Source organism: Sphaerisporangium fuscum, from assembly GCF_018531465.1.
Lineage (GTDB): Bacteria > Actinomycetota > Actinomycetes > Streptosporangiales > Streptosporangiaceae > Sphaerisporangium > Sphaerisporangium fuscum.
This window is the reverse complement of record NZ_JAHDTF010000017.1, coordinates 1-18,858: the sequence shown is the minus strand read 5'-3', so window position 1 is coordinate 18,858 and position 18,858 is coordinate 1. Positions and strand designations below refer to the sequence as shown.

The following is an 18,858-nucleotide window of genomic DNA, read 5'->3' as shown; positions in this document are numbered from 1 at the left end:
CGGGGGCCGCGGTGGCACTCCCGGCGAGGCCGTTCAGGCGGTCAGCGGGCGCCGGCCCGCAGGTCGCGGCGCAGCTCGTGGGGCAGAGCGAAGCGGACGCTCTCCGGCACCGACTCGACCTCCTGGACGTCGCCGAAGCCGTGCGCGGCCAAGTGGGCCAGCACCCCTTCGACCAGCTCCTCGGGCACCGACGCGCCGCTGGTCACGCCGACGGTGGTGACGCCCGCGAGCCACTCGTCGCGGATGAACGAGGCGTCGTCGACGAGGTAGGAGGCGTCGGCCCCGGCGTCCTTGGCGACCTCGACGAGGCGCTTGGAGTTGGAGGAGTTGGTGGAGCCGACGACGATGACGAGCTGCGCCTCGCGGGCGATCTCCTTCACCGCGGTCTGGCGGTTCTGCGTGGCGTAGCAGATGTCGTCGCTCGGCGGGTCGATGAGGTTCGGGAAGCGCTCCCTGAGCCGGGCGACGGTCTCGGTGGTCTCGTCGACCGACAGCGTGGTCTGCGAGAGCCAGACGAGCCGCTCGGGGTCGCGCACCTGGACGCGGCCGACCCCGTCGAGCCCGTCGACGAGCTGGATGTGGTCGGGGGCCTCACCGGCCGTGCCCTCGACCTCCTCGTGGCCCTCGTGGCCGATCAGCAGGATGTCGTAGTCGTTGGCCGCGAAGCGCTTGGCCTCGTTGTGGACCTTGGTGACCAGCGGGCAGGTGGCGTCGATGGTCTTCAGCGACCGCCGGGCGGCCTCCTCGTGGACGGCTGGGGCGACGCCGTGGGCGGAGAAGACCACGATCGCGCCCTCGGGCACCTCTTCGGTCTCCTCGACGAAGATCGCGCCGCGCTGCTCGAGCGTCTTCACCACGTGGGTGTTGTGCACGATCTGCTTGCGGACGTAGATCGGCGCGCCGTAGAGCTCCAGAGCCTTCTCGACCGCCTGGACCGCGCGGTCGACTCCCGCGCAGTAACCGCGGGGCTTGGCCACCAGGACGCGGCGGGTCGCCGAGGTCTCCGAAATCATGTCCTCATGCTATGTGCTCCGCGATTCCTTGGCCGCCAGTGGCTCAGGTTCCGTCGGCACGCGTGCTTTATCTGCTTTCCTATGCTTGATGGAGTGTGCGACGGCCCTTTCCGTCCGCCCCTTGACCTCACGCGGCACAGTCTGGCGAGACTGGTCGTCCAATACAGACCCTCTAGGGAGCCGGCATGTCAGTGACCGACATCGTCCGCACCATAGCCAAGAACGTCCGACAGACCGTCTCCAACCCCGGTGAGCTGAAGGAGAAGGCCAAGGACCTTCCCCTGAACGTGCTGCAGACCGCGCTCACGGGGGTCGGGCAGGCCCTGATGCTGAGCGATCGCCTCCGTAGCGGCGTGAAGCGGCTGCTGAGCGAGGACGACAAGGCCACGCCCGAGCAGGAGGCCGCCGAGCGGCCGGCCGCCGCGGAGGAGCGTGAGGAGAAGCCGGCCAGGCGTGAGCCGGTCATCTTCGCCCCGCGCCCGAGCGCCACCGCCGCCGCCCCCGCCGTCGCCGAGGAGAGCCGCAACGGGGCCGCCGCGAAGGCCGAGGCGGCAGCCGCCCCCGCCGCCGTCGCCACGCCCCCGGCCAAGCCGGGCCCGGTGGCCGAGAAGCCCGCCGCCCAGCGTCCCGTCGCCGACACGGCGGTCACCGAGAAGCCGAAGGCCGAGGAACCGGCCGCGGAGAAGCCGAAGGCCGAGCAGCCGGCCGCCGAGAAGCCGAAGGCCGAAGAGCCGGTCGCCGAGAAGCCCGCCGCGGCCGAGGTCGTCGCGGAGAAGCCGGCCGCCGAGAAGGCCCCCGAGCCGGTCACCGTCGAGGAGGGCACCGGCGTCGAGGAGACCGCCCCCGAGGCCCCGGCCAAGCCCAAGCGGGCTCCCAGGGCCAAGGCCGGCACCGCCGCCAAGCCCAAGGCCGAGACGACGGCGCCCAAGCCCCGCACGCGCAAGCCGCGGGCCGCCGCCGGCGCCGGCAAGCTGGCCGAGGCCGTGCGGCATACCCCCGAGGCCGAGGCGGCGGCCGAGGCCGCGCCCGCCGAGGTCTCCTCCCCCGCCGGGACCACCCCGACGCTGGCCGAGCCCATGCCCGGCTACTCCGAGCTCACGATGGCGTCGCTACGGGCCCGGCTGCGCGGCAAGTCCGCCGACCAGGTCCGCTCGCTGCTGGAGTACGAGCGGAGCACCACCGCGCGCGACGACATCGTCCAGATGTACGCCAAGCGCCTGGCCAAGCTCGAGGCCGGGGAGTAGGCGCGGATGGTTTGTAGGCTGCCCGCATGACGGCGAAGACCTCACCGGAGCAGCCACTGCCCATCCGCTCGGTGTTGCAGATGGTGGCGCAGTGGATCGCCAGGCTCGGCACCGTCTGGGCCGAGGGGCAGATCACCGAGCTGTCCTCCCGGGGCGGCACGGTGTTCCTGACCCTGCGCGATCCCGTGGCCAACGTCTCGGCCCGCGTCACCTGCCCGCGCAACGTGTACGAGGCGACCGTCCCCCGGCCGGTCGACGGCGCGCGGGTGGTCGTGCTGGTCAAGCCGGATTTCTGGGTCAACAGGGGCTCGTTCGCGTTCACCGCCCTGGAGATCCGGCCCGTCGGCATCGGTGAGCTGCTCGCCAGGCTCGAACGGCTGCGGCAGATCATCGTCGCCGAGGGCCTGGCCAACGCCGAACGCAAGCGCAGGCTGCCGTTCCTGCCCGGCACGATCGGGCTGATCTGCGGGCGCGACTCGGCGGCCGAGCGCGACGTGCTCGAGAACGCCCGCCGCCGCTGGCCGGCGGTGCGGTTCAAGGTCGAGACGGTGGCCGTCCAGGGCCAGTACGCCGTGGGCGAGGTCACCGAGGCGCTGCGCAAGCTCGACGCCGACCGCGAGGTCGATGTGATCATCGTCGCCCGCGGCGGCGGCTCCCTGGAGGACCTCCTGCCGTTCTCCGACGAGTCGCTGGTGCGCGCGGTGGCCGCCTGCCGTACCCCGGTGGTCAGCGCGATCGGCCACGAGCAGGACAACCCGCTGCTCGACCTGGTCGCCGACCTGCGCGCCTCCACGCCCACCGACGCCGCCAAGAAGGTCGTGCCCGACGTCGGCGAGCAGCTCGCGCTGGTCCGCCAGCTCCGCGACAGGGGACGGCGGGTGGTGACGGGCTGGCTCGACCGCGAGGCGTCGTGGCTGGCCGCGGTACGGTCGCGGCCCTCTCTCTCCGACCCGGTGCGCGAGATCGAGCGCCGGGCCGAGCAGGTCGACGGCCTGCGCGACCGGGCCCGGCGCTGTCTCACCTCGTCCCTGGACCGCGCCGAGGACTCCCTGGGGCACCTGCGCGCCCGGCTGCTCGCCCTGTCCCCCGCCGCGACGCTCGAACGCGGTTACGCGATCGTCCAGCACCCCTCCGGCGAGGTCGTGCGGCGGGCGGCCGAGCTGGCCGAGGGCGAGGAGCTGAGCGTGCGGTTCTCCGACGACCGCGTCGGGGTGACCGTGTCCAAGCCCGCCACCTGACGCGAGGCGAGCCGGGCCGCCCGTAAGGTGGTTCCCGTGGCTGAGGAGAAAGCTGGGACGCCGTCGTACGAGCAGGCGCGCGAGGAGCTCACCGAGGTGGTGCGGCGCCTGGAGGCGGGCGGCCTCACCTTGGAGCAGTCGATCGAGCTCTGGGAGCGCGGCGAGAAGCTCGCCGCGATCTGCGAGGAGTGGCTGCAGGGCGCCAGGGTCAGGCTGGCCGAGGCCATGGCGCGCCGTGAGCGCCCCGAGGGCGCGCGGCCCGAGGAGGCGCCGTTCTAGCCGGGTGACCGCCCGGGCCGTGCGAGATCGGCGCCGGGGTGCCGCGAATGCGGGACCGCCGTGCCAGGCCGGTATTCTCCCTGGTTGTGCGCCAATTCACCCAGGGGTTCTACGGGTACGCCTTCGCCGTGCTGGTCTGCCTGGCGGTCGTCGGTGTCTTCCTGCTGGTCGCGCCGCAGAGCCGCACCGAGCACATCCCGAGGGTCGAGTACAGCATGACCGTGGCCAACCTGCGCCGCGTCGCGCCGTACGAGGTGCGGGTGCCCGACCCGGTGCCGGCCGGCTGGGTGCCGAACAGCTCCGAGGTCGACCAGAAGCGGTACGTCACCTGGCGGCTGGGCTTCGCCACGGCCAAGCGCGAGCACGCCCTGCTCGCGCAGAGCAACGAGCCGGGCGACGCCTTCGCCAACCGGCTCGCCAACAGCGACAAGACCACCGGCAGCCGTCAGGTCCTCGGCGAGAGCTGGCAGGAGCGCTTCCGTCCCGACAAGAACCAGCGTTCGCTGGTGCTCGTGCGTCCCGACGTGACCCTCGTGGTGACCGGTACGGCCGGCTGGGACGAGCTGACGCGGCTGGCCGCCTCCTTGAAGGCGCAGCCCAAGGTCACCTCGTCCGCTTCGCCCACCCCGGCGGCCACCTCGTCCTGATCCGGCCGCCTACGGGCGCTGGACGCGGCCGATGATGGCCAGGACGTCCTCGGTGAGCACCCGGGCGGCGGTGACGTCCTCCGCCAGGGCCACCTCGGACACGGCGGCGGCCAGCGCCCCGGTCACGACGACCACCAGCGCGCCCTTGTCGTCCTCGAACAGGGCGGCGTTGCGCCGTGCCCACTGGCGCATGCGGTCGCGCATGATCACCTCGAAGCCCGGGGGCCCGTCGCCGCGCAGGAAGAGGGCCGCGAGCTCGCGCTCCTCGAAGCAGCCCTCCAGGTAGGCGCGGGCGCCGGCGATGAACAGCCGCATCGGGTCGGACTCGCCCTCGGACCGCGCCGCCTGCACGGCCTGTTTGGTGCGCTGCGTCTGGCGGGTCTGGAACTCCTCCCAGAGCGTGAGGTACAGGTCGGCTTTGCCGGAGAAATGGTGATACAGGCTGCCGACGCTGGCGCCCGCGCGGGCGACGACGTCGGTGACCCCGGCTTCGGCGAAGCCCCTTGAGACGAAGATCTCCCTGGCGGCGTCGAGAAGCGCGCCGCGAGTCGCGGCGCCGCGTTCCGAGGTGCGCACCGTCACCGGTCGTTCCGTGTCGCTGCTCATGCAGGCGACAGTATCCCCCCGTCGGCCGCGGAAGTGAGACAACTACGATCGTTGCACCCGGCTGGATTAGAAAGCGGGGAAGCAGGTAGGTCCAGTACAGGGCGTCCCGATCGCCGTTCGTCCAACTAAGAGGGGCTTGTCACTATGTCGGAACCGACGGCCGTACCGCCCGCGCTCGCCACAGGTGAGCACGCGCCCGATCGCAACCTCGCCCTCGAACTCGTCCGCGTCACCGAGGCCGCGGCGATGGCGGCCGCGCGGTGGGTGGGCCGGGGCGACAAGAACGGCGCCGACGGCGCGGCGGTCAACGCCATGCGCCAGCTGATCAACACCGTGTCCATGGACGGCTGCGTGGTGATCGGCGAGGGTGAGAAGGACAACGCGCCGATGCTGTACAACGGCGAGCGCGTGGGCGACGGCAGCGGGGCCGAGTGCGACGTCGCCGTCGACCCGATCGACGGCACCCGCCTGACCGCGCTCGGCATGCCGAACGCCGTCTCGGTGATCGCCGTGAGCCCGCGCGGCTCGATGTACGACCCTTCGGCGGTCTTCTACATGGACAAGCTGGTGACCGGCCCGGAGGCGGCGAACGCCGTCGACATCAACGCGCCGGTGGCCGCCAACATCGCCGCCGTGGCCCGGGCGAAGGGCTGCTCCGCGTCCGACGTGACGGTGGTGATCCTCGACCGGCCCCGGCACGAGCGGCTGGTCAAGGAGATCCGCGAGACGGGCGCGCGCATCAAGTTCATCACCGACGGCGACGTGGCGGGCGCGATCATGGCGGCCCGCCGGAGCACCGGCATCGACCTCATGCTCGGCATCGGCGGCACGCCCGAGGGCATCATCGCGGCGTGCGCCCTGAAGTGCCTGGGCGGGGTCATCCAGGGCAAGCTGTGGCCGCGGGACGACGCCGAGCGCCGCCGCGCCCTGGACGCCGGCCACGACCTCGACCGCGTGCTCACCACCGACGACCTGGTGACCTCCGACGACGTCTTCTTCGCCGCCTCCGGCATCACCGACGGCGAGCTCATGGCCGGGGTCCGCTACAGCGGCGGCGTCGCGGTCACCCACTCCCTCGTCATGCGCGGCCGCTCCGGCACCGTCCGCAAGGTCGAGAGCGAGCACCAGCTGTGGAAGCTGCGCGCCTACAGCGCGATCAACTTCGACACCGCCAGCTGACCGCGTGACACCTGGGCGGCCGTCATCAGGCGGCCGCCCCCAGTGGTGTCCGGGGCACCGCTATCGGCGGCGAATCCAGCCGCGTTTGGGCGGTTTGGGGGACTTGGCGACGACGTTTCCCATCATGATCACGCCGGTGATCTCGATTACGGGCGCGTCCGGGGCGGGCGACTGGGGCACCTGGTTCTTCTTCCCGCCGAGCACGGCCGAGGCGGGGATGACCACACGTACGCCCTCGGGGACGATCAGGGTGAGCGTCGCACCCACGACGGTGGCCTGCACGGTGATGTGGCTGCTCTGCAGGAGCGCCTCGCGCAGGTCGAGCGTGACGCCGGTGCCGACGGCGGTGACGGAGTAGCGCGAGGGCACCACCCACCGGCCCTCACGCTGCTCGGAGCGGAACAGCGCCATCACGGGCCGCCCGTCGGCGCGCAGCGGCTGCAGGTGCTCGGGCAGCAGGTCGGCGGTGAGGGCCACGAGCTCACCCAGCGTGCGCGCCTGGTAGACCCGCTCGACGCGCTCCTCGTGCTCCAGGTGGCTCAGCCTGCCGTCGGCGACGGCGTCGCCCAGGACGGCGACGACCCGCTCACGGTCGTCGTCGGAGGCCCGCAGCTCCTGCGGAGCCGGGCCCTGGCCGTTCTGCTGTCCGCTCAGGAAGCCGGACAGGACCTGCCGCAGGATCGGAGCACCCTGCTCGTTCCAACGGTTGCTCCAGCGCTCATGACGCGCCGCGCGCTCGGCATCCACGTCTCGACCCTAACTCCTCGGCGCAGCGGCCGGGCCGCACGCGGCCCCAGGCCGGCTCACGCGCCGACGCTGCCGTCGATGGCCTCGCGGAGGAAGTCGGCGTGGCCGTTGTGCCGGGCGTACTCCTGGATCATGTGCATCATCACCAGGCGCAGCGACACCTCCTCGCCCCACCTGGCGTTGTAGGCGGTGACCTCCAGCGACTCGGCCTGCTCCTCGACGCGGCGCGAGTGCTCGACCTCGGCCTGCCAGGCGTCGAACGCCTCCGAGCGCGTGCTGCGGCTCGCGTCGTACGCCTCCTGGTAGTCGCGCTTGTCCGACCAGACGAAGGGGACGTCCTCTCCGCCGATCACCCGGCGGAACCACGTGCGCTCCACCTCCGCCATGTGCCGTACCAGGCCGAGCAGCGAGAGCGTCGAGGGCGGCATCGACTGCCTGCGCAGTTCGTCGTCGGAGAGGCCTTCGCACTTCATGGCGAGGGTCGCGCGATGGTAGTCGAGGAAGGCGCGCAGGGTCTCGCGCTCGCCGCCCTGGAGGGGTGGGCCGATACGCTCGATCGTCACCATGGTTCCTTTCGTCGGTTCTGTTCCGGGCAGCGCCGATTGTGCCCCAGCCGTTTCACAGAACCCCAATTCAAGAAGCGGTAACGTCGCCCGCCAAGGCATTGACCGGGGGAGCCGGTGATCGTAGCCTGGCGCAACCTGATTCGGGCTCATGTTTCCACCCCCCGGAGGCCCCTGTGCCTACCTCGCGTGACCGTCGTGCGCGCCTTGCCACCTTCGCCGTCTTCTTCGTCCAGGGCCTGACGTTCGCCACCCTGCTCACCCAGGTCGCGGCCCTGCAGAAGAAACACGGCCTCAGCGACGGCGAGCTGTCGATCCTGCTGCTGGTCGTCCCCGTGATCGCCGGGGCCGGGAGCGTGCTGGCCGGCGAGGTCGCCAAACGGTACGGCAGCCGGTGGGTGCTGCGCGTGGCCCAGCCCCTCGCGGGCCTCGCGGTCGTCCTCGCCGGGCTCGCCGCCACCGTCCCCGAGCTCGTCGCCGCCAACGTGCTGTTCGGCCTGTGCCTCGGCGGGGTGGACGCGGGCATGAACATGCAGGCCGTGACGGTGGAGCGCAGGTACGGCCGGCCGATCCTCACCGGCTTCCACGCGCTGTGGAGCGCGGCGGCGGTGATCGGGGCCGTCTGGGCGTCGGCGGCCGGAGGGCTCGGGCTCGGCCTGCCGGTGACGTTCGCCGTGGCCATGGTCGCCGGGGTCGCCGTGGCCGTCGTGGCGGCGCCCAAGCTGTGCGGGCCGGAGGAGGAGCACGTGGAGGCGGGGCCGGAGGCGGCCGCGCCCTCCGGGAGCCGGTTCCCGTGGCGGCCGATCCTGCCGTTGTGCCTGGCGATGGCGTTCCTCTACGTCGGCGACGCGTCGGTGTCGAACTTCGGCTCGGTCTACATGGACAAGATCATGCACGCGACCGCGGCCGTCGCGCCGCTGGCGCTCGGGGCCTACCAGGCGACCACGTTCGTGGTCAGGATCGGCGGCGACTTCGCCGTCCGCCGGTACGGCCCCGCCGCGATCGTGCGCATCGGCGGCGCGCTGGCCACCCTGGGCTTCGCCGGGATCGTCACGGCGCCGAACCAGCCGCTGGCCGTCGTGGCCTTCGGTGTGACCGGGGTCGGGCTGTCGGTCGTGGCCCCGCAGTCGTTCTCCGCCGCCGGACGCCTCGACCCGGCCGGTACGGGCGTAGCGATCGCCCGGGTCAACATGTTCAACTACGTCGGCTTCATCGTCGGGGCGGCCCTGGTCGGCGGGATCGCGGACGCGGCGAACTACCAGCTCGCGTTCGCCGCGCCGCTCGTGCTGGCCGGGGTCATCGTCGTCCTGGCCCGTGGCTTCCAGCCCCGCGCCGCCCTCCCCACCCCTCAGCCCAGCCAGGCCTGACCGCTCAGAGGTACGGCCGCTGGTCGCGTTTGGCCTCTTCGTATCGTTCGCGAAGTTCCGGGGTCATGGAGGTCTCGGCGATGGGGACGTCCCACCAGGCGGTGGTGTCCGGGGACGGGCCGGGGACGGTCTCGACGTGGACGACCGTGGTGGTCGTGGCCTCCCTCGCCTTGACCAGGGCGCCGCGCAGGGACGCCCGGTCGGTGGCGCGCAGGACGTCGGCGCCGAGGCTCGCCGCGTTGGCCGCCAGGTCGACCGGAAGGTACTCGCCGTCCAGCCGGCCGCCGGAGGTCCGCATGCGGTAGGCGGTGCCGAGGCGCCGCGCGCCCACCGACTCCGACAGGTTGCCGATCGAGGCGAAGCCGTGGTTGTCGACGATCACCACGATGAGCTTCACGCCCTCCTGGACGGCCGTCGCGATCTCCTGGGCCATCATGAGGTACGAGCCGTCGCCCACCAGCACGAACACCTCGCGCTCCGGCGCCGCGAGCTTGACGCCGAGGCCGCCCGCGATCTCGTAGCCCATGCAGGAGTAGCCGTACTCCACGTGGTAGGCCTTCGGGTCGGACGCCCGCCACAGTTTGTGCAGGTCGCCGGGCATGGACCCGGCGGCGTTGACGACGACGCCGTCCGTCCCGGCGACCTCGTTGAGCACGCCCAGCATCACCGGCTGCGTGAGGCCGTCGCCGTCGTACAGCTCCGAGACCTCGGCCTGCCAGGCACGCCCGAGCTCCGCGGCCCGCGAGGTCCAGCCGGGGTCGGCCTTCCAGTCGCCGAGGTCGAGCAGCGCGAGCCCCTCGCGGGCGTCGCCGACGAGCATGACGGCGGCGTGCTTGGCGGCGTCGAACGCGGCGACGTTGAGGTTCACGAACCGGACGCCTTCGGCGAAGAGCGTGCGGGAGGCGGTGGTGAAGTCGGTGTAGCGGGTGCCGACGCCGATGACGAGGTCGGCCTCCCGGGCGATCGCGTTCGCGGCGGCCGTGCCGGTGTGCCCGATCGCCCCGACCGCGCACGGGTGGTCGTACGGCAGGACGCCCTTGCCCGCCTGGGTCTCCCCGACCGGGATGCCGTACGCCTCGGCTAAGGCCGTCAGCTCCTCCCAGGCCTCGCTGTAGATCACGCCGCCGCCCGCGACGATGAGGGGCCGCCGCGACGCCTTGATCGCCTCCACGGCCCGCTCCACGGCCGCCGAGTCGGGGACCGGCCGCGCCACGTGCCACACCCGCCGTTCGAACAGCTCGACCGGCCAGTCGTACGCCTCGGCCTGGACGTCCTGCGGCAGCGCGATGGTGACGGCTCCCGTCTCGGCCGGGTCGGTGAGCACCCGCATGGCCGCCATCAGGGCCGACGGCAGCTGCTCGGGCCGGTTGATCCGGTCGAAGAAGCGGGACACCGGCCGCAGGCAGTCGTTGACGCTGACGTCGTACGACCGGGGGTCCTCCAGCTCCTGCAGGACGGCCCCGGCGGCCCGGGTGGCGAAGATGTCGCCGGGCAGCAGCAGCACCGGGAGCCTGTTGATCGTGGCCAGGGCCGCCCCGGTGACCATGTTGGTGGCCCCCGGGCCGATCGAGGTCGTGCAGGCGAAGGTCGACAGGCGGTTGCGCGTCTTGGCGAAGCCGACGGCGGTGTGCACCATGGCCTGCTCGTTGCGCGCCAGGTAGTACGGCAGGGGGTCGCCGAGGCCCGCGCCGCGCTCGGCGAGCGCCTGGCCGACGCCGGCGACGTTGCCGTGCCCGAAGATGCCGAAGCACCCTTCGATGAGCCGCTGCTCGACGCCGTCGCGCTCGCTCCACTGCTCGGCCAGGAAGCGCACGAGCGCCTGCGCGACCGTCAGCCGGATGGTCTTCACGTCCGTGCCTCCCGGGTGCCGTCCGATGAAGTGCCGTTCGCCGAGTAGCCGTTCGCGGGTGCGCCCGTGGCCGGCGACGGGGTGCCGCGACGCGGTCGTGAGCCGTTGGGGGCCGTGGTCATGGGGACGCGGGGGTCGACCGCCCGGCCCTCCCAGCCGGCACGGATCCAGGCGTGCCGCGGGTCGTCGCAGAAGGCCATCGAACGCTTCTCGGCGGGCCCGGCGAGGACGTTCAGGTAGTACAGGTCGTAGCCGGGCGCGGCCATCGACGGCCCGTGGTAGCCGTGCGGGACCAGCACGACGTCACCGCAGCCGACCTCGGCCAGCACGTCGATCGGCTTGCCGGGCGAGCCGTAGACCCGCTGGTAGCCGGGGCCGCCCTCGAAGTAGTAGATCTCCTCCAGCACGGCCTCGCCGTCGCACTCGGTGTCGTGCTTGTGGGGCGGGTAGGACGACCAGTTGCCCTCGGGGGTCAGCACCTCGACGGCGACGAGCTTGTCGCACTCGAAGGCCTCCGGGCTGCAGAAGTTGTTGACCTGCCGGCTCGCCTGCCCGGCGCCCCGCACCTCGACGGGCACCTCCTCGGCCGGGCCGTACCTCACCGGCAGCCGCCGGGTGGCGACGGCCGAGGGGAGGGCGAAGCGGCCCTCGCCGGTGATGCGCACGCGCGAGCCGACGGGGAGGTAGGCGAAGTCGGTGACGGCGGAGAAGACCGACACGCGCCCCTGGAGCTCCAGGCGCGCGCCGTCGCACTCCACGACGCACGACCCGGACAGCGGCAGGACGAGCATCTCCTCGTCCCCGGTGCCGAACTCGACGCTCTCGCCGCAGAGGTTCGCGACGCGCAGACCGGCGTACGTCCATCCGGCGCGCTCGGGGGAGATCCACAGGGCCCAGGGGGCCACCGCCGTGGAACCCGCGGGGATGTAGGACATCAGGGCACCTCCAAAAGCCCGGCGGCGGTGTCGACGGCCGCGGCCACGTCGTCGTCAGGAGGGTAGAGCAGCGCGCGCCCGACCACGAGACCCCGCACGCCGGGAAGTCGAAGCGCCTTGCTCCAGGATCCGTAAACCTCGTCGGGAGCCCTGGTGGGGTCGCCGCCGAGCAGCAGGGTGGGCAGGGTCGTCGCCTCCATGACCCGCTCCATCTGGTCGATCACGGGGATCTTCAGCCAGGTGTGCGCCGAGGTGGCGCCGAGCCCCTGCCCGACGTGGATGGCGTGGATCATGCCCTCCGGGGACAGGTCGTGGTGGACGACGCCCTCGTCGCGGTGCGACCAGAACGGCTCCACCAGGGCCATCAGCCCCTCGCGGGCGAGGCTCGTCACGGCCCGCGAGCAGGACTCCAGCGTGGCGGCGGTCTCCGCCGACCGCAGGCCGACACGGCAGAGCATCTTGCCCCCGTCGAGCCGCATCCGGACGATCGACTCGGTGTCGTAGGCGGTGAAGCGGTCGTCGAACTCGAACGCGGTGCCGTGGATCCCGCCGCGGTTCATGGAGCCGATGACGACCTTGCCGTGCAGCGCGCCGAGCAGCAGCAGGTCCTCGACGATGTCAGGGGTGGCGAGCAGGCCGTCGACCCCGGGCCGGGCCAGCGCCACGCACAGCCGGTCGAGCAGGTCGACGCGGCTGGCCATCGCCATCGGCCGTCCCCGCACGCCGAGCGCGCCCCGCGCCGGGTGGTCGGCCGCGATGATCAGAAGCTGGTCGCGGTCGCCCAGCAGCGGCCGGCGCCGGCGTTCGGCCGCGGCCTGGGCGATCTTCCCGGGGTAGCGGGCGCGGACCTCGGCGATCCTGCGGCGGTCGTCTTCACGCATGGGCTTCACCCGAGAGCACGGCCTCGACCTCCTCGGCTGTGGGCATGGCCGGCGCGCACGCCAGCCGTCCGGCGACGATCGCGCCGGCGGCGTTGGCGTGCCGCAGGATGTCGGTCAGGCCGCGGCCGGCGAGCAGGCCGTCGCACAGCGCGCCGCCGAACGCGTCGCCCGCGCCGAGACCGTTCACCACCTCGACCGGCACCGGCGGCACCACCACGTTCTCGCCGGCCGTCATGCCGAGCACCCCGCCCGGCCCCTGCTTCACCACCGCCAGCTCCACGCCCATGTCGAGCAGCGCCCTGGCGGCCTCGTGCGGATCGCGCGTGCCGGTGGCCACCTCGCACTCGTCGAGGTTCCCCACGGCGACGGTGACGTGCTCCAGCGCCTTGCGCACCCATTCCCCGGCCGCCCGCGCCGACGGCCAGAACATGGGGCGGTAGTCGAGGTCGAGCACGGTCAGCGGGGCGCGGCCCCTGGCGTCCCAGGCGGCGAAGTGCGCGCCGCGGGAGGGCTCCTGCGACAGGCCGGTGACGGTCGCCCAGAACAGCCCGGCGTCCCTGATCGCCGCCAGGTCGAGCTCTTCCGGATATATCTCCAGGTCGGGGGCCTTGGGGAGGCGGTAGAAGTACAGCGGGAAGTCGTCCGGCGGGCGGATCTCGCAGAACGTCACCGGCGTCGGCAGGCCCTCGACCTCGCTGACGTACCGGTCGTCCACGCCGTAGGAGCGCAGCGCGTCGTGCACGAAGGCGCCGAACGGGTCCGCCCCGGTGCGGGTGATCACGGCGGAACGGCGGCCGAGCCTGGCCGCCGCGACCGCGACGTTGGTGGCGCTGCCCCCGAGATACTTGCCGAAGGTCTCGACCTCGCGCAGCGAGACGCCGACCTGGAGAGGGTAGATGTCGACACCCACCCTGCCCATCGTGAGCACCTCGGTCATGCGTCGCCTTCCGCCCCGGACGCGACTCCGGCGAGGTAGGCCAGGCTCTCGCGGACGGCCTCCTGCGGGCCGCCGTCCGCCGGGGGCTCCTCGCCGAGGATGACGTCCTGCTCCATGACGTACCAGCCCTGGTAGCCCGCCTGCCCGAGCCGGGTCACGATGCCGGCGACGTCGACGTCGCCGCGTCCCAGCGGCCGGTAGATCGCCGCCCGGACCGCCTCGGTGTAGCCGAGCTTCCCGGCGCTGACCTGCTCGGCGAGCGTGGCGTCCACGTCTTTGAGGTGGACGTGTGCGACCCTGGCTGCGGCCCTGGACACCAGGTCGAGCGGGTCGGTGCCCCCGATGAGAAGGTGACCGGTGTCCAGGCAGAGCGGCATGGCCGACCCGTCGAGCACGCGGTCGACCTCGTCACGCTTTTCGATCATGGTGCCGACGTGCGGGTGCAGCGTGACCGCGCGCCCGAACTCCTCGGCCTCGTCGAGCAGCCGTCCGAGGTTGCCCAGCAGCGTCTTCCAGCCCCCGATGTCGAGCACCGGGCGCTCGTCGTAACCGTCGGCGCCGGTCGCCGCCGCGAGCACGACCGTCTCGACGCCGCCCTCGGCGAAGGAGCGGAACGTCGCGCGGGCCTCCGGCACCGGGTCGTACGCCGGGTCGTGCAGCACCACGGGGACGAATCCACCGATGCCCCGCAGCCCGTACGAATCCAGCAGCTCGCGGCGATGCCCGGGTGAGGGCGGCAGGAAACCGTCGGGGCCGAGCTCGGTGGCCGTCAGGCCGAGTGCGCGCATCTCGCCGAGGACCCGCTCGCGGTCGAGCTGGTGCCCCCAGTCCGGCACCTCGCACACGCCCCACGAGATCGGCGCCGCGGCGATCCTCATCGCGCCGCTCATGCCGCCACCTCCGCGACCCGCGCCGGACGGCCGGTGCGGCGGGAGAGATCGGCGGCCTCGGCGACGCGCAGCGCCGCGAGGGCGTCCTGGACGGTGCACAGGCTCTGCCCGCCGCCCCTCACGGTGCCGAGGAAGGCGTCGATCTCGGCGACGTAGGCGGGCTCGAAGCGCGCCCCGAAGTCGGGCCATGGCGCGCCGCCGGGGAAGGCGACGCCGGGCTCGGCCGAGGTGAGCGGCACACGGTCGTCCAGGCCCACGGCCACCGTGCCGAGCGTGCCGGCGAGTTCCATCCGCACGTCGTACCCCGCGCCGTTGTACCGGGACCCCTGCATGGTCACCAGCGTGCCGTCGTCGAGGGTGAGCAGGGCGGCGCTGGTGTCGACGTCGCCCGCCTCGGCGAAGAACGCCTCGCCGCGGTTGGCGCCGGTGGCGTACACCTGCTCCACCTCGCGGCCGGTCACCCAGCGGAGGACGTCGAAGTCGTGGATGTGGCAGTCGCGGAAGATGCCGCCGGACAGCGGGATGTAGTCGGGCGCCGGCGGGCGCGGGTCGGCGGTCAGCATGTGGATCCGGTGCAGCACGCCCAGCTCCCCGCCGTGCAGGGCGCGGCGGGCGGCGGCGTACCCGGCGTCGAAACGCCGCTGGAAACCGATGTGCACCAGATTGCCGCTGCGCTCGACCGCCTCGACGACGCGGGTGGTCTCCCCGATGTCCGGCGCGACCGGTTTCTCGCAGAACACCGGGACGCCCGCCTCACACGCCCGCAGAATCAGCTCCGCGTGGGTGGACGTGGGTGTGGCGACGACGACGGCGTCGGCCTGGAAGGCGTCGCCGACGCGGGCGCCCACCCGGGCGGCCACTTCCTTCGCCCGCACCTCGTCGGCGTCCCACACCACTAGCTCGGCGACCTCGGGATGGGCGGCGAGCGTCGCGGCGTGGAACGCCCCGATGCGGCCAAGACCCAACAGACCCACACGCATGCTGCCTCCGCGGCTCGATCAGCTCATCACGGCCCGCCCCCAGTTCTAAGTACCAGGCTGCCGGGAGTCAAGACTTTGTCCTGACATTCTGATGATCTGTCCAATCGTTCGCGCGCGGCACAGCCGTCGCGGAGGAGGGGCGCCGCCCGGTCCCAGGACCATCGATGCCCAGGCCGGCACCGGCCCAATCCGGCCGATCACGCGGTGAGGATCACCACCAGCGGGCGCGGCCGGGCATGGCGTGCTTCTCCTCGTGGGTGCCCACCGGCCGCATGTCCTCACCGGCCAGGTCCCTGCTGGTCCACTCGGGGTGCTCACCGCTCCCGCTCCCCTCGCGGGCCACGCCGGCCGGGCCGACGGGCTCACCGGGCGGCGGCTCGGACGGCACGCGCGGCTCCGGCACCCGCCGTCCGGAACCGGTGAGCTCCGGCCCGTGCCGGACGGGCGGGGGCTGCGCCCTGGTCGGCCACTGGACGTGCTCGCCCCGGATGCCGGACAGGACGATGGTGACGAGCGCGACCCCCAGGGCCGAGGCGACGACGACCACTCCGAGGACGACGATGACGATGTAGCCCGGATCCATGATTTCCCCCGATCTTGGATGCGCGCCGCTTCTCATTATCGAACGCCTGCAGAAAGGTTTTCGACCACCCGGCCGCCCGGATATGTGGTGACAGCGCCATGATTTCCTCAAGGCTGCACAAGCCCCGGGTCAGAAGGAGTTCACCGCGAGCCGTACCCTGCAACAGGACGGCGGCGAGCGCGCCACGAATACGGAGGAGCACAGGCGATGCCCGAGTTCGACTACACCGACCTGCTTCCGCTGGGGCCGGATGAGACGGAATACCGTCTGATCACGGCGGAGGGGGTGCGGAAGGTCGAGGCCGCGGGACGTACGTTCCTCGAAGTCGACCCCGAGGCGCTCCGGCTGCTGACCAAGACCGCGATCCACGACATCTCCCACTACCTGCGGTCGTCGCACCTCGCCCAGCTCCGCAAGATCATCGACGACCCGGAGGCCAGCGGCAACGACAGGTTCGTCGCCCTCGACCTGCTCAAGAACGCGAGCATCTCGGCCGGCGGCGTCCTGCCGATGTGCCAGGACACCGGCACCGCGATCGTCATGGGCAAGCGCGGCCGGCACGTGCTGACCGACGGCGCCGACGCCGAGCACATCGCGCGCGGCGTCTACGACGCCTACACCGAGCTGAACCTGCGCTACAGCCAGATGGCCCCGCTGACCATGTGGGACGAGAAGAACACCGGCAGCAACCTCCCCGCGCAGATCGAGCTGTACGCCGAGGACCCCCACGGCCACCCCGACGAGTACAAGCTGCTGTTCATGGCCAAGGGCGGCGGCAGCGCCAACAAGTCGTTCCTCTACCAGGAGACCAAGGCGGTCCTCAACGAGAGCCGCATGCTGGCCTTCCTGGAGGAGAAGATCCGCTCGCTCGGCACCGCGGCCTGCCCGCCGTACCACCTGGCGGTGGTGGTGGGCGGCACCAGCGCCGAGTTCGCGCTGAAGACCGCCAAGTACGCCTCCGCGCGCTACCTCGACTCGATCCCGACCGGGGGCTCCCCCTCCGGGCACGGCTTCCGTGACCTGGAGATGGAGAAGAAGGTCTTCGAGCTCACCCAGAAGCTCGGCATCGGCGCCCAGTTCGGCGGCAAGTACTTCTGCCACGACGTCCGGGTGATCCGCCTGCCCCGGCACGGCGCCTCCTGCCCGGTGGCCATCGCCGTCTCCTGCAGCGCCGACCGGCAGGCACTCGCCAAGATCACACCCGAGGGCGTCTTCCTCGAGAAGCTCGAGACCGACCCGGCCCGTTTCCTGCCCGAGACCACCGACGAGCACCTGTCGGACGACGTGGTCTCCGTCGACCTCAACCGGCCGATGGCCGACATCCTCGCCGAGCTGACGCGCTACCCCGTCAAGACCCGGCTCTCGCTGACCGGCCCGCTGGTCGTGGCCAGGGACATCGCGCACGCGAAGATCGCCGAGCGCCTGGAGGCCGGCGAGGAGATGCCGCAGTACCTCAAGGACCACGCCGTCTACTACGCGGGCCCGGCCAAGACCCCCGAAGGGTACGCCTCCGGGTCCTTCGGGCCGACGACCGCCGGGCGCATGGACTCCTACGTCGAGCGGTTCCAGGCCGCGGGCGGCTCCATGATCATGCTGGCCAAGGGCAACCGCTCCAAGCAGGTCACCGAGGCCTGCCAGAGGTACGGCGGCTTCTACCTCGGCTCCATCGGCGGCCCGGCGGCCCGGCTCGCCCAGGACTGCATCAAGAAGGTCGAGGTCCTGGAGTACCCCGAGCTCGGCATGGAGGCCGTCTGGAAGATCGAAGTCGAGGATTTCCCCGCCTTCATCGTCGTCGACGACAAGGGCAACGACTTCTTCCAGGACACGACCGGCCCGGTGCTGACCATCGGCCGCCGAATGTGACCAATTCTGACCGAAGATCTCAACAGAGAATCGGCATGGCCTCTACAGGCGGCGATAAACGAATCGGTAAGCTGCCCACCATGCGCGCCCCGGCTGGATACGAGCTTGCCTCGCGATACCGGCTTGTCGAACCGGTCGGGCGTGGCGGCATGGGCACGGTCTGGCGTGCTCACGACGAACTGCTCGATCGTGACGTGGCGGTCAAAGAAGTGCGGCTCCCGCTCGTCCTCGACGAGGAGTTGCGGGCCGAGCTGTGCGCGCGCACCGAACGCGAGGGCCGGGCGACCGCGATGGTCGCCCACCCGTCGGTGATCACGGTGTTCGACGTCGTGACCGAAGATGATCGTCCTTGGATCGTCATGGAGCTGCTCCACGCGCGCTCGCTGGAGGAGCTCGTCAAGGAGCACGGGCCGCTGCCCCCGCGCCGCGTGGCCGAGATCGGCCGCCAGGTGCTGGGCGCACTGCGGGCCGTCCACGCCAAGGGCATCCTGCACCGCGACGTGAAGCCGAGCAACGTCCTGGTCACCGAGGACCGCGCGGTGCTCACCGACTTCGGCCTGGCGGCCCTCGAAGGCGACGCCTCGATCACGCAGGCCGGCATCGTGCTCGGCTCGGCGGGCTACATCGCGCCCGAGCGCGTCCTCGGCGACCGCGCCAGCCCGGCCGCCGACCTCTGGTCGCTCGGCGCGACCCTCTACACCGCGGTCGAGGGCCGCGGGCTGCACGGCCGGCGTACGGCCGCGGCGGCCCTGGCCGCGCTCACCAGCGGCGAGCCGATCCCCATGGAGAACGCCGGCCCGCTCGCGCCCGTCCTGCGGGGCCTCCTCCAGATCGACCCGGAGGCCCGGCTCGACGGCATGCGCGCCTCGCTCATGCTCGCCCGGGTGGCGGCCGGCGGCCTCGCCGAGGAGCCTCTCGGCGGCCCCGCGCAGCGCACCGTGCGCCAGCAGTCCCCGGCCACGCTGGGCGGCTCCGCGGCGGCCTCACGCGCCTCGGGCGGGGCGCGGGGCGCCGAGACGGGGCCCGCGTCCGCGGCCACGCGTGGCAGGCAGGCGGG

19 protein-coding genes are annotated in these 18,858 nt (G+C 72.3%); 8 read left to right on the top strand and 11 right to left on the bottom strand.

Annotated elements, in window-relative coordinates:
• Window positions 1-41 precede the first annotated feature (41 nt).
• Window positions 42-1,013 (bottom strand): 4-hydroxy-3-methylbut-2-enyl diphosphate reductase, encoded by a 972-nt coding sequence (locus KIK05_RS21465; protein ID WP_214412569.1) that lies wholly within the window; start codon window positions 1,011-1,013, stop codon window positions 42-44.
• Between the two features lie 185 nt (window positions 1,014-1,198).
• Here KIK05_RS21465 and KIK05_RS21460 point away from each other — a divergent pair, with 185 nt between their 5' ends.
• From KIK05_RS21460 to KIK05_RS21445, 4 genes are all read left to right on the top strand, one after another.
• Window positions 1,199-2,257, top strand: coding sequence for a hypothetical protein (locus KIK05_RS21460; RefSeq protein ID WP_214412568.1), 1,059 nt, complete (start codon window positions 1,199-1,201; stop codon window positions 2,255-2,257).
• 26 nt (window positions 2,258-2,283) lie between these two features.
• Window positions 2,284-3,495 carry an exodeoxyribonuclease VII large subunit gene (gene xseA / locus KIK05_RS21455; protein ID WP_214412567.1) on the top strand — a complete coding sequence of 404 codons (1,212 nt, stop codon included), beginning with the start codon at window positions 2,284-2,286 and terminating at the stop codon, window positions 3,493-3,495.
• A 36-nt stretch (window positions 3,496-3,531) separates the two neighbouring features.
• Window positions 3,532-3,774 (top strand): exodeoxyribonuclease VII small subunit, encoded by a 243-nt coding sequence (locus KIK05_RS21450; RefSeq protein ID WP_214412566.1) that lies wholly within the window; start codon window positions 3,532-3,534, stop codon window positions 3,772-3,774.
• An 86-nt stretch (window positions 3,775-3,860) separates the two neighbouring features.
• Window positions 3,861-4,421, top strand: coding sequence for a DUF4245 domain-containing protein (locus KIK05_RS21445; RefSeq protein ID WP_214412565.1), 561 nt, complete (start codon window positions 3,861-3,863; stop codon window positions 4,419-4,421).
• 9 nt (window positions 4,422-4,430) lie between these two features.
• Here KIK05_RS21445 and KIK05_RS21440 read toward each other — a convergent pair whose 3' ends face one another.
• Entirely contained in the window at window positions 4,431-5,027 is a 597-nt protein-coding gene (locus tag KIK05_RS21440) for a TetR/AcrR family transcriptional regulator (protein ID WP_214412564.1), read from the bottom strand.
• Between the two features lie 144 nt (window positions 5,028-5,171).
• Between KIK05_RS21440 and glpX the strand changes: the two genes are divergently transcribed.
• Window positions 5,172-6,206, top strand: a complete 1,035-nt coding sequence (gene glpX, locus KIK05_RS21435; protein ID WP_214412563.1) for a class II fructose-bisphosphatase — start codon at window positions 5,172-5,174, stop codon at window positions 6,204-6,206.
• 60 nt (window positions 6,207-6,266) lie between these two features.
• Here the strand turns inward: glpX and KIK05_RS21430 are convergent, their stop codons facing one another.
• Entirely contained in the window at window positions 6,267-6,953 is a 687-nt protein-coding gene (locus tag KIK05_RS21430; RefSeq protein WP_308250048.1) for a DUF1707 SHOCT-like domain-containing protein, read from the bottom strand.
• Between the two features lie 56 nt (window positions 6,954-7,009).
• On the bottom strand, window positions 7,010-7,516 hold the full coding sequence (locus KIK05_RS21425; protein ID WP_308250047.1) for a DinB family protein: 507 nt from the start codon (window positions 7,514-7,516) through the stop codon (window positions 7,010-7,012).
• Window positions 7,517-7,692: 176 nt separating this feature from the next.
• On the opposite strand from KIK05_RS21425, the gene KIK05_RS21420 reads away from it, so the two are divergent.
• Window positions 7,693-8,883, top strand: coding sequence for an MFS transporter (locus KIK05_RS21420; protein ID WP_214412561.1), 1,191 nt, complete (start codon window positions 7,693-7,695; stop codon window positions 8,881-8,883).
• A 4-nt stretch (window positions 8,884-8,887) separates the two neighbouring features.
• On the opposite strand, the gene iolD is transcribed toward KIK05_RS21420, so the two are convergent.
• The 7 genes from iolD to KIK05_RS21385 all read right to left on the bottom strand — a co-directional run bounded on the left by iolD (window position 8,888) and on the right by KIK05_RS21385 (window position 15,938).
• Window positions 8,888-10,723 carry a 3D-(3,5/4)-trihydroxycyclohexane-1,2-dione acylhydrolase (decyclizing) gene (gene iolD / locus KIK05_RS21415; RefSeq protein ID WP_214412753.1) on the bottom strand — a complete coding sequence of 612 codons (1,836 nt, stop codon included), beginning with the start codon at window positions 10,721-10,723 and terminating at the stop codon, window positions 8,888-8,890.
• Between the two features lie 5 nt (window positions 10,724-10,728).
• Window positions 10,729-11,667 carry a 5-deoxy-glucuronate isomerase gene (iolB, locus tag KIK05_RS21410; protein WP_214412560.1) on the bottom strand — a complete coding sequence of 313 codons (939 nt, stop codon included), beginning with the start codon at window positions 11,665-11,667 and terminating at the stop codon, window positions 10,729-10,731.
• Window positions 11,667-12,548 carry a Cgl0159 family (beta/alpha)8-fold protein gene (locus tag KIK05_RS21405; protein WP_214412559.1) on the bottom strand — a complete coding sequence of 294 codons (882 nt, stop codon included), beginning with the start codon at window positions 12,546-12,548 and terminating at the stop codon, window positions 11,667-11,669. Before KIK05_RS21405 ends, iolB begins: the two co-directional genes overlap by 1 nt.
• Window positions 12,541-13,485, bottom strand: coding sequence for a 5-dehydro-2-deoxygluconokinase (gene iolC, locus KIK05_RS21400; protein ID WP_214412558.1), 945 nt, complete (start codon window positions 13,483-13,485; stop codon window positions 12,541-12,543). Before iolC ends, KIK05_RS21405 begins: the two co-directional genes overlap by 8 nt.
• Window positions 13,482-14,375 (bottom strand): TIM barrel protein, encoded by an 894-nt coding sequence (locus KIK05_RS21395; RefSeq protein WP_250563198.1) that lies wholly within the window; start codon window positions 14,373-14,375, stop codon window positions 13,482-13,484. Before KIK05_RS21395 ends, iolC begins: the two co-directional genes overlap by 4 nt.
• Complete coding sequence (locus tag KIK05_RS21390; protein ID WP_214412557.1) at window positions 14,372-15,355, bottom strand: Gfo/Idh/MocA family protein; 984 nt, start codon at window positions 15,353-15,355, stop codon at window positions 14,372-14,374. Before KIK05_RS21390 ends, KIK05_RS21395 begins: the two co-directional genes overlap by 4 nt.
• Window positions 15,356-15,566: 211 nt before the next feature.
• Window positions 15,567-15,938: a hypothetical protein gene (locus tag KIK05_RS21385; RefSeq protein WP_214412556.1), complete on the bottom strand. Its 372-nt coding sequence runs from the start codon at window positions 15,936-15,938 to the stop codon at window positions 15,567-15,569.
• Window positions 15,939-16,145: 207 nt separating this feature from the next.
• Between KIK05_RS21385 and KIK05_RS21380 the strand changes: the two genes are divergently transcribed.
• Window positions 16,146-17,801, top strand: a complete 1,656-nt coding sequence (locus KIK05_RS21380) for a fumarate hydratase (RefSeq protein ID WP_214412555.1) — start codon at window positions 16,146-16,148, stop codon at window positions 17,799-17,801.
• 80 nt (window positions 17,802-17,881) lie between these two features.
• On the top strand, window positions 17,882-18,858 hold a 977-nt coding region (locus KIK05_RS21375), incomplete at its 3' end, for a serine/threonine-protein kinase (protein ID WP_250563197.1).

What these genes read in the sequence shown, in the direction of transcription:
- KIK05_RS21390 (WP_214412557.1), bottom strand. Translation starts at nt 15,355, where the DNA reads ATGCGTGTGGGTCTGTTGGGTCTTGGCCGCATCGGGGCGTTCCACGCC.
- glpX (WP_214412563.1), top strand. Translation starts at nt 5,172, where the DNA reads ATGTCGGAACCGACGGCCGTACCGCCCGCGCTCGCCACAGGTGAGCAC.
- KIK05_RS21465 (WP_214412569.1), bottom strand. Translation starts at nt 1,013, where the DNA reads ATGATTTCGGAGACCTCGGCGACCCGCCGCGTCCTGGTGGCCAAGCCC.
- KIK05_RS21405 (WP_214412559.1), bottom strand. Translation starts at nt 12,548, where the DNA reads ATGCGTGAAGACGACCGCCGCAGGATCGCCGAGGTCCGCGCCCGCTAC.
- KIK05_RS21440 (WP_214412564.1), bottom strand. Translation starts at nt 5,027, where the DNA reads ATGAGCAGCGACACGGAACGACCGGTGACGGTGCGCACCTCGGAACGC.
- KIK05_RS21380 (WP_214412555.1), top strand. Translation starts at nt 16,146, where the DNA reads ATGCCCGAGTTCGACTACACCGACCTGCTTCCGCTGGGGCCGGATGAG.
- KIK05_RS21395 (WP_250563198.1), bottom strand. Translation starts at nt 14,375, where the DNA reads ATGAGCGGCGCGATGAGGATCGCCGCGGCGCCGATCTCGTGGGGCGTG.
- xseA (WP_214412567.1), top strand. Translation starts at nt 2,284, where the DNA reads ATGACGGCGAAGACCTCACCGGAGCAGCCACTGCCCATCCGCTCGGTG.
- iolB (WP_214412560.1), bottom strand. Translation starts at nt 11,667, where the DNA reads ATGTCCTACATCCCCGCGGGTTCCACGGCGGTGGCCCCCTGGGCCCTG.
- iolC (WP_214412558.1), bottom strand. Translation starts at nt 13,485, where the DNA reads ATGACCGAGGTGCTCACGATGGGCAGGGTGGGTGTCGACATCTACCCT.
- KIK05_RS21385 (WP_214412556.1), bottom strand. Translation starts at nt 15,938, where the DNA reads ATGGATCCGGGCTACATCGTCATCGTCGTCCTCGGAGTGGTCGTCGTC.
- KIK05_RS21460 (WP_214412568.1), top strand. Translation starts at nt 1,199, where the DNA reads ATGTCAGTGACCGACATCGTCCGCACCATAGCCAAGAACGTCCGACAG.